Source organism: Paenibacillus sp. TC-CSREp1, from assembly GCF_050171015.1.
GTDB lineage: Bacteria > Bacillota > Bacilli > Paenibacillales > Paenibacillaceae > Paenibacillus > Paenibacillus silvae.
In genome coordinates this window covers 326,581-340,690 of the sequence record NZ_JBNOKM010000006.1, presented here as the reverse complement: position 1 = coordinate 340,690, position 14,110 = coordinate 326,581, and the positions used below count along the sequence as shown (strand labels likewise).

Annotated in this window: 11 protein-coding genes; all 11 read left to right on the top strand. The window is 44.8% G+C overall.

Features of this window, described 5'->3' with window-relative positions:
- Window positions 1-178: 178 nt before the first annotated feature.
- Complete coding sequence (locus tag ACQSGY_RS11710; RefSeq protein WP_427052015.1) at window positions 179-838, top strand: glycosyltransferase family 2 protein; 660 nt, start codon at window positions 179-181, stop codon at window positions 836-838.
- The gene (locus ACQSGY_RS11705) at window positions 816-1,904 is read left to right on the top strand and encodes a glycosyltransferase (RefSeq protein WP_427052014.1); all 1,089 of its coding nucleotides are present in this window, start codon (window positions 816-818) and stop codon (window positions 1,902-1,904) included. Before ACQSGY_RS11710 ends, ACQSGY_RS11705 begins: the two co-directional genes overlap by 23 nt.
- Window positions 1,901-2,539 carry a hypothetical protein gene (locus ACQSGY_RS11700; protein WP_427052013.1) on the top strand — a complete coding sequence of 213 codons (639 nt, stop codon included), beginning with the start codon at window positions 1,901-1,903 and terminating at the stop codon, window positions 2,537-2,539. The genes ACQSGY_RS11705 and ACQSGY_RS11700 overlap by 4 nt, the downstream gene beginning before the upstream one ends.
- A gap of 188 nt (window positions 2,540-2,727) precedes the next feature.
- Window positions 2,728-3,549, top strand: coding sequence for a hypothetical protein (locus ACQSGY_RS11695; RefSeq protein ID WP_427052012.1), 822 nt, complete (start codon window positions 2,728-2,730; stop codon window positions 3,547-3,549).
- 130 nt (window positions 3,550-3,679) lie between these two features.
- Window positions 3,680-4,159, top strand: coding sequence for a hypothetical protein (locus ACQSGY_RS11690; protein WP_427052011.1), 480 nt, complete (start codon window positions 3,680-3,682; stop codon window positions 4,157-4,159).
- 20 nt (window positions 4,160-4,179) lie between these two features.
- Window positions 4,180-4,512, top strand: coding sequence for a hypothetical protein (locus tag ACQSGY_RS11685; protein WP_427052010.1), 333 nt, complete (start codon window positions 4,180-4,182; stop codon window positions 4,510-4,512).
- A gap of 68 nt (window positions 4,513-4,580) precedes the next feature.
- The gene (locus ACQSGY_RS11680) at window positions 4,581-8,411 is read left to right on the top strand and encodes a hypothetical protein (RefSeq protein WP_427052009.1); all 3,831 of its coding nucleotides are present in this window, start codon (window positions 4,581-4,583) and stop codon (window positions 8,409-8,411) included.
- Window positions 8,412-8,442: 31 nt separating this feature from the next.
- Window positions 8,443-9,093 (top strand): S-layer homology domain-containing protein, encoded by a 651-nt coding sequence (locus ACQSGY_RS11675; RefSeq protein WP_427052008.1) that lies wholly within the window; start codon window positions 8,443-8,445, stop codon window positions 9,091-9,093.
- A gap of 49 nt (window positions 9,094-9,142) precedes the next feature.
- A complete protein-coding gene (locus tag ACQSGY_RS11670; protein WP_427052007.1) occupies window positions 9,143-10,546 on the top strand; it encodes a hypothetical protein in 1,404 nt (467 codons plus the stop codon).
- A gap of 15 nt (window positions 10,547-10,561) precedes the next feature.
- On the top strand, window positions 10,562-13,684 hold the full coding sequence (locus tag ACQSGY_RS11665; protein WP_427052006.1) for a M23 family metallopeptidase: 3,123 nt from the start codon (window positions 10,562-10,564) through the stop codon (window positions 13,682-13,684).
- Window positions 13,684-14,100: a hypothetical protein gene (locus ACQSGY_RS11660; protein WP_427052005.1), complete on the top strand. Its 417-nt coding sequence runs from the start codon at window positions 13,684-13,686 to the stop codon at window positions 14,098-14,100. Before ACQSGY_RS11665 ends, ACQSGY_RS11660 begins: the two co-directional genes overlap by 1 nt.
- The last annotated feature ends 10 nt before the right edge of the window (window positions 14,101-14,110 follow it).

Sequence of the window (14,110 nt, the reverse complement as noted above, 5' to 3'; positions counted from 1 at the left end):
CTTTTCCCAAGTTATAAGACCAAGCAGGAACTATGAGTCCTGTTCACTCTTCTTAACCCTAGAATAGGAGGAATGTGCTCTTCTCTCTCTAAATATCGCAAAAGAGATTTGATAATCAAGCTGTAGAGATAATAAAGATTCGGTCTACACTAAGTAAAAAAGAGAGAGGGGATGAACTGTGAATAACGTATTCATTGGCAGTCCTGTTAGAAATCGTGCTTGGGTGCTTGAACGACATCTGCACTCCCTTCAGCAGCAGGCGATTCAGAAACAGTTCAAATATATTTTGAACGATAGTGAGGACCAGACCGAAATCATCCTGCAGAATCATCATATTCCTTATGAAACTCATAATATGGGAAAAGCCTATGGACACTTGCGAGGACAATATTCCTACGCACATTTGGCAAAGCTTAGAAATCGGCTATTGGAAGAGTTTTTAAAGTCTGATTGCGAGTACTTGTTCTCTGTAGATACAGACATCATAATTCCACCACACAGCCTGCAACAACTTATCTATAACGATAAGGATATCTGTGCCATGTTGATTCGAAATCATCCGCAGATCAAAGCGCATAATGCACTCATTCATGGACGACATGTTCCGGAATTCAGTAAAGGTTTGATCCCCGTAGAATGCACAGGCGCAGTGTATCTCATCAAACGTCAGGTTATTGAAGCTGGGGTTCGATATGCCAATCATGCTTCAGGTGAAGATGCGGCGTTCTGTGAGCATGCCAAAGTACTTGGTTTTAACTTGTTTGTGGACACGCGACTGCGGCCTGTTCATGTTTATGCGGAAGGAGTTGAACTCGTTGCTCAATTGGCTGCGTCCTAAGAAGAAGGCTAAAGCAAAAGCGGATCAGGTATTTCAAAGTATTGAAATGACCATAATTTATCCCCCAGCCCTGGATTGGAATCTGTTATTTCAGCGTCCGCAACAGTTAATGACGGCGTTCTCCAAAATTCCCGGCGTAAGGGCTATTTTCATTAATCAGGAAACGTATCGTGTACAGGAACGTCCAATCGAGAAGCTGAATGATGATTTGTTTCTGGTGAGACGAGGAATCCATTATGATCATTTGATCAAAGGTAAAAAGGTACTCTGGTTTTCCAGCCCTGCACAATATGACTATTCGGAAGGGAAGCCATTTGATTTTACAGTTTTTGATTATCTCGATAATTCAGCAGATGAATTTGCCGTTTGGAAGGATTATATTCCTAAATGTTTTAAACGGGCGGACTTGATCTCAACTACCGCGAGGATTATGTATGAAGCGCATCAAAAGGAAGGAAAGCCAATCTTTATGTGTCCGAATGGTGCGGATTATGAACACTTTGAGAAAGCGCAGACTACGCTTACTCGACCTTCAGATTTTCCTAAAATACCTGAAGGACAACGAGTGGTGGGGTTCCACGGAGCGATGGCTTCCTGGGTAGATTATTCACTTATTACTCAAATTGCAGATCTGGGTTATCAGGTTGTTCTGATTGGTAACAATGCGCTGTATCAAAAAAGAATTCTGCATCCCAATATTACATGTTTACCACATAAGGATTACAGGGTGCTGCCTGCATATATTGCTCAATTTGATGTGTGTATCGTGCCCTTCAAGCTTACAGAGATGATTCGAGGTTGTGATCCGATCAAATACTACGAATATTTAGCAGCGGGAAAACCTGTTCTGACCACGCGCATGGAAGAAATTGTACATAAATATGGCCATGTGACTTACTTTATGGATCGGTATAATTGCGGCAAAATGTTGGAGAAAGCGATTAATGAGAATGATCTGGCCAAAATGAGGACCCGTACACAGGTAGCCAGAGCCAATAGTTGGGATGCGAGAGCGATGGATGCACTAAAGATGATTAATCAGGTGATGGGGGATAATGGACGATGAAAAAAATGTTTAGACAATTGTTTGGCACAAGGGAGATCTCTCCAGCAGAGGAGGTGCAACAACAATCGGTTAAGCCGGAAAATGATCTTTCCCAATCAAATGTGCCTGATAAGAATACAACGATTATTTATTTGCCAGCCATAGATTTTCATAGTGAGCGATTTGCAAAACGTTCACAGAGGTTATTAAAGGCACTTGCTGAAATTGGATATCACGTTATATATATTAACTCGAATGATGAATATTATCAGGTTGATGATCTGGAATATCCGTATGAAGGCCTTCCGCATTTTGTCGTCGCCCGGGCAGGTCAGAACGTACGCACCTTATTTGGACATAACCGGATTGTATACTGGGTAAATGATAGTCGCTTAGCAAGCTCGGTGGAGGCCGCGTATCCTGATCTTGTCGTTTATGATTCCTTGACAGATCCGGATCAGTATGAAAAGCAAAAACATGCGATGGAAGCTGTAGCTGATGTGGTCTTTATAACGCCGGAACGAATCTACGAGCATGGTCGATATTGTTCGCAAGTTCATCTAATAACTGCTGAGGAATATGAGCTACACGAGCGCGCAGAACAAATTGCGGGCATTATTGATCAATTACCGAATAGACCGGTCCCTCTGATGTAATGGAGGGATCATTTTTATATATATGTGTTAGGGAATGATGATCTGGTTCTAGACTAAGAAAACAGAGAGGATAAGTAACTTGCCAGGTTGCATTCAGGATCTCCCGACCGCTACATTGCAGCTTGGCAACAGCTATTCATATCTCCGTAATCATAAATTCTAGATCAATTGAAGGAGTGGACAAATTCATGGCAAAAAAAATGATTATTAAAGGTGTAGGCACATTCATGGCTAAACGTTATCCTACAGATCCAATGGGAGCGATCGAGGTCGTTACTTTGGGGACACTTCAGGATCTGAAAATTGATCTGAACGTGGAGCTGGAGGATATTTTTGGCGGTGATGGTTTGTTCGCCATTGATGTACTTGTGAAATCCAAATCCATTGAGGTATCGGCTACCGATGCCAAATTTGATCTGGATGCAATTCAACTGATGATGGGTTCAACCGTACAGGAGCAAGTTAAATCCTACGTATGGGTTCTGAATGAGCAGACTATTGCAGCAACAGGCACTGCCAACTCCGGTTTCGCCGAAGTGAAGCCGGCTTATGCAAGCGACATTTACGAAAAAGATGCCGGCCTTGCTGTTCGCCTGAAAGAATCCAATACATTGCTGAAACAGCTTCCTACCAAGGGATCTGCTGTAAAACCGGATGAGTTCTTCTATGACGAAGTAAACGGCCTGGTAGTTCTTAATGCTGTACATATCGACAAAGAAATCGTACTTAATTACAAACGTGATGAAGTTGTAGACATGGTTGATCTTCTGGTGGATGAAGTACCATTCCCGATCTCTGTCATTCATCACGGTACATTCCAGCAAAAAGATGGAACATTTGCAGGTGTTGAAACCGAGCTGTATATGTGCCGTGCCAAAGGAACGTTTAGCATTAATGCTCAACGTGCAGCGGCATCTGCTTCTGCAATCTCCTTGCAAATCCTCGATCCGGAACGCCCGGATGGAAAAATCGGAAGCATTAAACGCTTCAGCGCCAAAAGCAAAATCTAATCCAGAATGATGTTGATTGCTCCTGGCAAGGTATTTCAATGGTGGCTGTGTTCTCCCCTTCACAGCGCCTTGCCTTGTCAGGCATTTTTACTTTTCGGGGATACGAATGAACTGAGGGAGTGAGTAACCGATGGAGACAGATCAAGAACGGGCCGAGCGTGAGCTTGCGGAACGTCTAAATGAAGAGGCGGCTAGCAGAATCAAGCATGATTCTGAGAATAAAAAGGCGACACCTGAAGAAATTGAGGCAGCAGAGAGAGCTTTTTTTGAAGATGATGAGATTGTGACTCTGAGGGATCGTCGTAAATACAGAATTCCCCCTTGCAATCTGAAGGATGCCAGGCGTCTAATGCAATTGCTGAAAACGGTGAATATCGATGCCATTATTCTGAATTTTATCCCGACGGATAATGACGAATTGGATCAACGACGACAGCAGGATTTGTTTGATGTACTCGGGATTGCTTTTAAAAACTATCCTCATATTGTGACGAAAGATAACCAAGGCGAATACATCATTAATCGGGACTATTTGGATGAGTATCTGGATCTCAATACAGCTCGAAAAGTCATTGATTTAATGATTGGACTCAACGGTCTAAAAAAGTAGAACGCGCCGAGGGAGAGCCTTTGGAGGGAACCGAAATCCGTGATACGGAAACACAGGAACCCGTGCACTGGGGAGAAATCTTTTTCACCCTCCATAAGCATTGTGGATTGAACAAGTGGGAGATTTGGGAGTACACCCTCCCTCAGGTTGCAGCCTTATGTAAGTCAGCCGAGAAATATATTCAGTTTGAGGTTGAACTGATGACGGCACCTCTTCGCATGTTCGGTAGTGGTGGAGGTGAGGAAGGCAAAAACGATGGAACGGTTAAACGTACCCGAACTTTTGAAGATGAGGAGTATACTGAAATTTCGGAGGAGGATATCGGTCTGCTCGCGCAAGCGCTTGGAGGATAAACAACGAATTTCCCGTTTTGCCTATACGAAGGTGGAACGGGATTTATGCATAAAAGGCGGTGAAGATTTTGGACGAACAAAAAAAGAATACGTATTCTTTGAAGCAAGAAATAGTTAACGAACTCAACTCAAATGCTGGTGACAGCGATGCGCAAAAACATCAGCAGGCTTCCGGTATCGGTACGTTGATCAAGCAAGTGCAAACGGTGAGGGACGCCATGCAGGAGCAATGGATTGAGTCCTTGACGATGGATTTGGAACAGTTCTACCGGGGCGCATTTCGCGAAATGAATGCCCTTTCTGCAAACCAATCGGGCGAACGGGTCGAAGCCGTAGCCAACATGATGAAGTATTTGTCGATGGGGAAAGTGAAGGGCTTATCACCAGAGAGGCTTAAGCGCTCGCTTGATTCCTCGCGTCAGCTGGAGGAACAGGTTGCAAAAGCAGAACAAAATTTTGAAATCAAATCCACCGGGCTGCGTAATCTGTCCGAACCGAGATCCTCCAAACGAGATAAGGTTAATCAACTGCAAAATATTGCGATGCAGCATGGTATAAATCAGGAAGATGTGGGACTGGCCTATCGTGTCGGTTCAAGGAAATACGACAGTTCATCCGAAGCAGTACATTTTGCCGCAGAAACGGCCAAGATACAAGCATCCGGATCCGGTGATGTGGAGCAAACGGCGACAGGTCTTGAAGCAATCTCGTCCTTGTGGTCAGCCCATATTTCAGAACTTTCCAAAATGACAGACATGATCATTCATGCTTCATCGATGCTTCATGTAAGTGTGCAGGAGCTTATGAGCAAGCTGCAACAAACAGACATACAGCCGACTAAACCGGAATCCGGTCTCAGTCGGGAGGAACGCATGGCGAGCTGGATCAGTCAGGCAGCATTATCTATTCAAACCGATTCAAGCTTGGCACAATATCAGACAAGCTCGTCCAATCGAGTTCAGGCGGATCTTTTGGCGGAGCAGTTGAAAGCCTCCGTTGAAACAGAACCTAGCTTAACGCAAATGGAGACTAAAGATCATATCGTTATGCAGCAAAAGAAATGGGAGACGATCTTTCAGATTTCCACGCACCGTGTGATGCAAAGTCTAAACGAAGATTTTGCTGCCTTCGGAAACGTTCTGGTCGGGATGCTGCGATTGATCGAAAATCAATCTGGTGGAGTAGTTGACCATATGGAGCTTCTCAACCGTATTATGGACGATGTGGGTGTTCAGGTGGACTGGGAGAAGGTAGGCCAGTTCATGGATCAAGCCGATCAGAAACGATATGGTCCGGTGCGACCCAATAGCCAGGATTCCGAAAACCTGGATACGGGTTCAATGAATCACATTCAGGGAGTTGAAATTCAGCGTGCAGGGGCGGTTCAGGAGATGAAGCAGCAGCAGCATCGTTTGCAGCATTTCCAACAGCAAAAAGCAGAACTGACAGACAAAACGTTGGGGAAACAAACGGATCTTACGAAGGCCAAGCAAACTCGAGACGCCAATAACGAAAAGCGTAATTTTGCACTGCAGCAGGGGGATGCTGTGGCAGCAGCCTTGTATGCCACAGAACAGCAAGAGGCAGAGAGAAAGGTCAGAACCTATGCCAGGGAGCTCTTTTTACTCCGAGAAGAGATGTACGCTTTGGATACTCAGATCGCCAAGACGAAGCGAAATCTCCAGTTTCTAAGTCGTGAAGTTGATGATACGGGAAAATCGATCATGCAGCTTGAACATCAATCCAGAAGATGGCTGATGGCGATGAATGACATGGACTTGGAGACCGTAGATCTCCGAAACAAGTTGTATTATCTGAACACGGAGCTTCAGTATGGAGCAACAGATATTCAACGTTATGAATCGGATGTGGAAAAGCTCCGCAGAGAGTCTGGCAAATTAAATGATGCTCTGACCAAGTTGAGAAGTGAAGTGAATGAGTTAAATGCTTCTTTTAAAAAGGGATTAACGGATGCGTCTGCGTACATAGCTAAACTTAAGGAACTGGAACAGGTTCAGCTTGGACTGATGATGAATGGCTCGGGAGGAGGGCTGGTCGTTGTACCCGGAACTGGCACTGGGGCTTCTCCGGCCAAAGAGGAGAAGAAAGAGTCAGAAAACAAAACCTTTGTAGCCCGTCATGAAGACCTGATCAAGGATGTCATGAAGGATGCCATTATGGATGGGGTAGATTACGGTGGGAAGAAGGATAACAAAGTTAAAAAGAGAGGCCTCGTCTCGCGGTTCAAGGATATGAAAGAAACGGGAAATCGCAAAGCCTTTTTTAACAACCATGCACCTATGCGGGATCCAAGTGGAAACATTTTAAAAGACAGAAACGGCAATGTGATTACAGAGCATGCCATTAATGCAGAACGTGCTGCCAGAGGTATCAAAGTCCCGGGGAAACTATCCAAACTCGTTAAATTTGGTTCCCGATTGGTAAGACCGTTGAAGGCAGTCCCTGCTCTAGGTGGCGCAATGCTTGCTATGGATGTCATCTCAGGTCTGGTGGACCCGCTAAGCAATATGGGGAAATCGGAAGCGGAGAAGCAAAATATTCGGGCTACAAATAAGGAAGAGTTAGCGAAAGATTTTAAAGACATGAAGGATTCCTCTTTTGTGGGGAAGGTATGGAAGGGTTTTAATCTGGGTATGGATGCCTTGGTATCCGGAACCATGAGTTCTATTTTTGGCAACAGTGCTACCAATAACAAGTTCGGAGATTATGCAGAGGGGTTTAAGGCGTTATGGACCGAAAAGGACGGGGCAGCAGTAGATAAGAAATTGGCGAAGGAATACAACTACGAGCAGGAGAAAAAGGAATCTCAGCTTCAGATGGATAAAGAGGCCGGAAAATCTCCAGCAAATGAGAATCAGCCACAGGTCCAGAATATCCAGCCACAGGTACAATACATACCGGCACCGATGCAGGATGTTCCCGCAGCTGGAGCAATAGGTGCTATTGCTAATGGAGCGGTGCCCCAACCCAAGGGCAATGGCATCGAAGAAATGATTGACAAAATTAATCGGCAGCTTAGCATTTCCGCAAGTAAAAATGAAACAAATTACCAGGTAACACGTTCCCGGTTGCTCATTAGTGGTGTCCGTGAAGACTCTGGTCAGATGCGTGCGCTAATGGAAAAATACTTGCAAGAAAACATCAAATTTTTTGATAAAGCCATTGCAAGCTTGCAGAAAACGTATGACAAGTTAGCCGAGGGTAAAGAAAAAGAAGATTTAGGCATGGAGATTAATGAGAAGAAACAACAAAAGGCACAATCCGAGCTGGAATTAAATAGTGTTAAAAATAGCAAAATCGACGAGTTAAAACGCAAGATGAGTGATCAACTGGAATTGACCCAGATGGATTATGACAAACGCATGTATGATCTATTAGCGGCTAATGGCGGCAAGGAAGATTCATCCGAAGTGATTGCCTTGAACAAGGCTCGGGCTAGAGATATGAATCTCAAGATGGATCTATACAAACAGCAATGGAACGAACTGCTGAAAAACGGGGGATTCAATGTCAACTCCGACGAATATATGACCATTCTCAAGGAGTTAAGCTCCATCGGAGTCGAACAGTCCAAAAATCTGGCTGAAATCAGTAAAAAAATGGACAAGCCTATCTCCACGTTTAATCTGCCTGCAGGACTTAAAGTGATGGACTACTTTGACTACATGACTGCCGGCAATACCCATAAAAGTGTAATGGTCGGGTCGGGAGACGTTACTGTTCACGTCAATATTGATAATATGACAGGCAGTACCAAAGATGTAGAGAAACTCACATCCGCGTTGGACAAAACATTGAGACAAAATAACCCAGGGATTTCCAATCGGATGGCAGGTAATGTCGGTGCAGGAATGGGAAGCATGTATGGTCCAAGATAACAAATTGAGATTAAAAAGGAGGGATTAAGTTATGCCACAACGGGACCCGTTCGGTCTGGTGAATGACCGATATAAAAGAGCTCTCTTTGTAGATACGGGCATGAAATTTGAGCCCGTGGCGGGGCGAATAATCGATCCATATTCGTCCCCTTCACCGAATCCACAAGTAAGAGAGATTAAAATGATTAATGCTCCCTCTCATTTCCATCAGATGGGTGTGTCCTCCTATAAAGCAATTATCAATGTACTGTTTAAAGATAAAAAGTCTTATCATGATTATGTGATGTACGTGGGCTGGACACATAAATTCTATGATGAAAAAGGAAATATCTATGTGGGTGTAGTCGAGTCCATTAAGGTTGATCCAATCTTCTATCATCAGGATACGATGGACAAAGACCAAAAGGGATATAAGGTCGAATTGACCATGACATTGATCAAAAAGGATGGGTATGATCGCAAAAGTACGGTGCAGTTTCAGGACTTGCAAACCACGGAAGGTAAAGATCATTGGGCTAGGGATTCCATTGAACGTCTGGGTGATCTGGGTTTGACCGTGGTCACACAACTAGATGGCACGCCCATTTTGTACTTTCGTCCGGAGGATTACATTACCAGGGCAGAATTTGTTACGTTTCTAATGCGCACCAAACGTCTGTTGGAGCGAACGATTCGAGAGTAGGGTGACCTACTCTTTTTTCTGTCTATTCTAAGTACAGGAGGTGTATGTCATGCGCAAATGGGTGGATGTTAATGAAGGTGACTGGTTCTATAACGACGTTATGGAAGCAACCAATATGGTGCTCGAAGACGGTGAAGTATTTGTGGCCGGGATCAATTATAACAAGTTTAAGGAGGGAAAACCATTTGTTTATGAGGAGATTAAGGCAACATCGGGACAAGCTTCGTTTAGTTTACCAGTCCTGATTGAGCCGACCGATGATAATCCGCTTTATGTTTTCATTGACGGTGTGCAGACGATCTACAAATCAGCAGAGAAGAACGACAAAAATGTAACGGATATTGAGCTATACACAGGTGTAAAAGCAGGGCAGGTTGTATCCTTTTGCAGCTACGGAGAACCACTGCTGGATGAAAAATGGAAAAGACCGCCCGTTTCCTGGACTGGCAGTCTGCCGAGAGCTATTTTGGGTGCTGCAACAACGTACTTCTATGATCCATTTAGCCGCAGTCATCAGGAGTATATGTATGCAGGCGGACAGCCGCTTCGCAGACTCAGTATTCCTTCTGAAATCTGGGCAGATAGCATGGGAGATGCAGCCGAAGTAACCAAAATAGCTACCAAGGCGATCGGGTATCGTACAGACGTATATTGTGTAAGCCCGGGAGGATCAGTGTTTCTGCCTTTTAATCTCAATGGCGTTACTTGCAAGTTTAATTATTGGACCAAAACGAGTGGCGGGGCTGTGAAGTTCAGGAGTGAGGAGATCAAAGCAAAATCAGATAATCCATCCTATAACAATTGCTTTTTCCCCAATGCGATCATTCAGCGTGGAGAAGCATTTCATCTGATCAACAAGTTGAGAAAAGTGTTTTATGCCCGATTCACAGATATGGAAGCACCTACAAAGGGCATTGATCAGAAAATTACAGCTTTTCAGGGCCAACGAGTCTTCAGGTTGAATGGGAACTACCCATATGGGGCGAAGAAGCTGAAAGTGACTGTGGAGTTGAAAAATAAAAAAGATACGATTCCAGGTTACACCGAGATCGATAATCATACGGTTGTCTTTAATGGCCCATTATCGGAAGGAGATGAGGTTCATTTCTTTTATGAGAAAGGTGTAAGTGAAAGATTTGCGGATGTCGGTAAGGAGTCTGCTATATATTATCAAAACAAGGGTGAACGTGTAGAGCAGACCAAGGATTCATTCTGGAAGGTGGCTGTTTCCGAGATGGAGGATGAGACATTTTCCAACAATGATCCCTTGATTATGGGCATTCCCGTGAAAAAAAAGTTAGATGGCGCGGCAGTTGTGACCGATATGGGGCGGCCTGTTAACGGGACAGATCCAGAAGAAATTTGGTTTTTGGGCAATTCAGCGATGACACGTGCCGAGGCAGCAGCTTTTCTGGACCGTTTCATGAAATGGACGATTGAACGATTCAAGTAGAGGAGGCGAGTGCATATGATTCCAATTTCAGATGAAGTTCTACGTGTGCTATCTGAGCGATTAAAGCTTGGTGAACACGCTCTTCCCAATATCCGGGTCGAAGTGGACAGGCTGGCTTTTATTCCGGGGCGAACCGAGGAGTTCAGACATATGGTTTCCGAGGCAGTACCGGTCATGAATACACAATCCGTATGGGTAGATGAAACGGCCAATGGTATATATGACGGTTCAACCAAAGCAAACGCGCAGGACATTTGTTTTCCGGTGAAGGGCAAAACGATAAACACGATTGTAATTTCTGATAAATTCGGTGCTCCCAGAGATAAAGGCCGGTCACACCGAGGGATTGATCTTGCGGATGATATTGGGACGCCGATCTTAGCTGCCTGGTCGGGAAAAGTGGTGCGTATCACGAGGAATAAGACAGAAGGTGCAGGAAATGCCGTGAATATAAGGCATGCTGGCGGCATAATCACTAAATATTTTCATCTCAAGGATATTCTTTGCTCTGTCGATGATGAAGTAGCACAAGGCGATGTTATTGGAACGCTGGGAAATACGGGCGGCGTGTACACAAACGGGCATAAAGTATCTGCTGCCGAGCGAGCAGCTGGCAAAGGGCGACATTTGCACTTTGAAATATGGGAGGGAGTTAATCCAACGACCAAAACCGGAGAAGGAGGGAAGGCGGTTAATCCCAAACTGTATCTGGACGGCAAGCGAAAGTTGCATGGCAATGCAGAGACCTCATTTCGTGACGTTAAACCAGTAGATGTTGGAGGTTATCCCGGTGAGATCAAGCTGAATGAGAAGTTTGACAAACGCAACTGGTACGAGAAAAGTGTATACAAGACTGGACTGAAATTTGGCGATTACGCCAAGATTGAATCCGGCTGGACTCTGGCTGATTCCGGTGGCAAGCTGCTGTATACTTTTGGCGGCGAAGCTGTGGTAGTAGAATTTGAGATCGATGTTACCAAGCTCAGCATGCCTACAATAGGGCTGCTTAGTATTGGATTAGGTACTAATTTTAGTGGTTCAGAAGGTGACTCTTTTACGGTCGTCATTGACGGAAAGACGTATGCGCACATAAACTCATTTTCCGCAGATTATGATCTGACAAAACTTACAGAATTAAAAAATATCGTGATTCCAGCCAAGTCCAAACGTATTCAGATTAAAGTCACCTACGGCGGGAAAGTCAATTCGACTGCTTCATCCGGTTCAGCAGGCAAAACAAACAATAAATTCAAGAAGCTTGCCATCGATTATATTCGCATCCAGGAACTGCTGCCAGCTCCTTTAAAAAATCAGAAGGCGGAGGAAGGGCTTGACCCTTCTGAGGGTTACTACCAGACGAACAGCTATGAGAGCTTTGTGATGAATAACCGGCAAGAAACGGATGTGATCCAGGTTGGATCTTTTGTTTATATGGATACTCAGGTGCTTCCTAATATTATTTCAGCAGAGATTGATGATGTTTTTGATGCTGAAGCCAGGGAAGCAAGGCTGACGATTTCTAATCCCAGAGGTTTCTTTTCCCCGGATTACAATCCAGCTTATTTTCCCGAACTGGAAGGAACACCTTCACCCTGGTCGTATTTTGCCAACGGTTTTCATGTAGGTGTCCTGAGTGAGAATACACCGATACGCATCTATATGGGATATGGTCAACATATGATGCGCGTTTTTACAGGATTAATTGATAAGGTAGATATTAATGGTGAGGATTCCACACTTGAGATTACGGCGAGGGATATGTACAAACGAGTTATTGAAAAAGTCATTTCAGAGAAGAAGGCTTATCCTGAAGTTGATGATATAGATAACGTTCCCGATCCGGTTCCGGCATCGGCTGTTCAGACGGACAGGACTTCAACCATCATTCAAGCCGCACAAGTACAAGCTGCAGCTTACGGTGTCCCGGATCACAAGTTCCTGCTGGCCATCTGCAGACACGAGACGGTCATGGGTACGCAGGGCAGAGGCAGAGAAGCCAGTGGCAGTTTCATTCTCGGATATGGCATCCCTGACAAGAAGTATAGTGGCATTCAGGAGCAGATGAAACGTGGTGCAGAACGCATGTCCAGAGCTCTGGCATCCAAGGGCAAAAAAGTAACCTCCAAGGCGGATGTCCTTTATTTCCACAGGGGTGGAGATATCGCGCCTATGGTTTGGAGTGAGGATGAGACGAACTGGGTGGATAAAGTGTGGATGTATTATCAGGAGATGCTGGCAGACCCGGGAAGCTGGACTGTCACAGCTCCTACTGCTGCAAGTACTGCGCCTGCAGCTTCCCAGCCTGTTGAATTCGAGAAGGTAGCCTGGGTGAAGTCAACGGTTGTGCTTGATCTCATCAAGCATGCAGGTCTGGTGGGCTGGAGAGCAACCAGTGAAGATCGTTCTTATCCCGATTACGTTATTGATGAGACGTACCTGATCGAGGTTAACCAGAAAACAGGCAGGGTTATTGTTCCTGTACCTGGTCAGGAAGGCGAATTTGAAGTGAAGGATGCAAGCACCATTCTGACTCCAAACGGGTGGTTAAATCCGTTCACTGAGGAATATGGGAGAACATTTGAACAATGGTCCACCAAAGTGACAGAAGCGGTCCAAGAAGTGATCTCGGAAATTCCTTATCGCAGTTACTGTGATCGTTATGGAACCTATCGCCTGGAACGGTTGAATTACGACAAACCTGTTGTTGCCGAATTTTCTGAATATGACAATCTGATTTCCATTACCAAATCAACCGATTGGTCCAGAGGGCGGAGTCACATTGTCGTTGTAGATGCAAATCAGGGACAGAGTAGCTTTGTTGACAAGGAGATTCTGCTGGAACTCAAAGGGGAAATTCGAACCATGGTGCTTAATGTGCCGTGGGCGAAAACGGTAGAAGCCAAAAGACAAGTGGCGGAGCGAGCTTTTTTTGATATGAAGCGCATGTGCCGTACATTGCAGGTATCCATACCTGCCAATCCGGCGCTTGATCTGCTGGATAATGTCATCGTGACAGATAAAACAACGACGACACGCTCCATCTATACGATTAAGAGCATCAAGACCACTTATACGGTGGATCGCGGCATGCTTCAAGTTATTGATTTGATGTGGGCTAGAAAGGGAGTGATGGTGTAATGGCGGGCATTGTCAACGAAAATATCGTATTTCCCGTGCTGGATTTGATTCACCGAGAGCTTCGAAAATTCAGCAGTACAAATTCATCTAGCGTTTCACCGCTGGAAGGCGAGCCTTCTGTAACCTTGTATCGAGAGCATATACAGGACCCGGACCGTGTGACTGGGGCAGATCTCATCTATGAATCTCAATGGAAGGTGTCCATCTGGCTCCAATTCGGGTCAGAAGATGAGGATGATTTTCCTTCGACGGTAGGCTATGACCATCCAGATTATGAATTTTACAGGTACTACCGATTGACCCAGGTTACGGCTCGCACGTTTGATGCGGAAGGGGAAGCCGTGTTTACCTATAGTATTGTTCTTATTTATGATGACGAAGGTCGCTTAACTGGTACAAATGTAAATCGTATATAACCTACAGGAG

Excerpts from the sequence above, each read along its gene's own strand:
- ACQSGY_RS11660 (WP_427052005.1), top strand. The coding sequence starts at position 13,684 with ATGGCGGGCATTGTCAACGAAAATATCGTATTTCCCGTGCTGGATTTG.
- ACQSGY_RS11690 (WP_427052011.1), top strand. The coding sequence starts at position 3,680 with ATGGAGACAGATCAAGAACGGGCCGAGCGTGAGCTTGCGGAACGTCTA.
- ACQSGY_RS11695 (WP_427052012.1), top strand. The coding sequence starts at position 2,728 with ATGGCAAAAAAAATGATTATTAAAGGTGTAGGCACATTCATGGCTAAA.
- ACQSGY_RS11665 (WP_427052006.1), top strand. The coding sequence starts at position 10,562 with ATGATTCCAATTTCAGATGAAGTTCTACGTGTGCTATCTGAGCGATTA.
- ACQSGY_RS11700 (WP_427052013.1), top strand. The coding sequence starts at position 1,901 with ATGAAAAAAATGTTTAGACAATTGTTTGGCACAAGGGAGATCTCTCCA.
- ACQSGY_RS11670 (WP_427052007.1), top strand. The coding sequence starts at position 9,143 with ATGCGCAAATGGGTGGATGTTAATGAAGGTGACTGGTTCTATAACGAC.
- ACQSGY_RS11675 (WP_427052008.1), top strand. The coding sequence starts at position 8,443 with ATGCCACAACGGGACCCGTTCGGTCTGGTGAATGACCGATATAAAAGA.